The sequence below is a fragment of the Tritonibacter sp. SIMBA_163 genome (assembly GCF_046535935.1).
In the GTDB taxonomy this organism is placed as follows: Bacteria; Pseudomonadota; Alphaproteobacteria; order Rhodobacterales; family Rhodobacteraceae; genus Epibacterium; species Epibacterium scottomollicae.
The window spans coordinates 1-261 of the sequence record NZ_JAWJBP010000683.1 but is presented as its reverse complement, the minus strand read 5'-3'; the positions used below and the strand labels follow the sequence as shown (position 1 = coordinate 261).

Here is a 261-nt window from a genome sequence, read left to right as displayed (position 1 = left end):
AGGTATCTAACCGCATCTATAACGGCCGTTTTACCAGAATCATTTTCTCCAACTATAATATTAAAATTCGGATTAAAATCTATGGTAACAGCCGGTTCATTGTCTAAACCTACTCCAAACTTCCTAAAGTTCGTAAGACTTACGTTTTTCAAATACATTAGCTATCATTCTCCTTTGACAAGAGTTTGGAATGTCATCTATAAATTCATTAGAACTTATTTTTAAAATTGTTATTTAAAAAGATTTCTAGATTCTGATCGA

Annotated in this window: 1 protein-coding gene; it reads right to left on the bottom strand. The window is 30.7% G+C overall.

Translation table 11 applies throughout. From position 1 onward, the window contains the following. Nucleotides 1-158, bottom strand: a 158-nt coding sequence (locus tag R0J92_RS24050; protein ID WP_411053529.1) for an AAA family ATPase, incomplete at its 3' end; no start/stop codon positions are given. Nucleotides 159-261 lie beyond the last annotated feature (103 nt).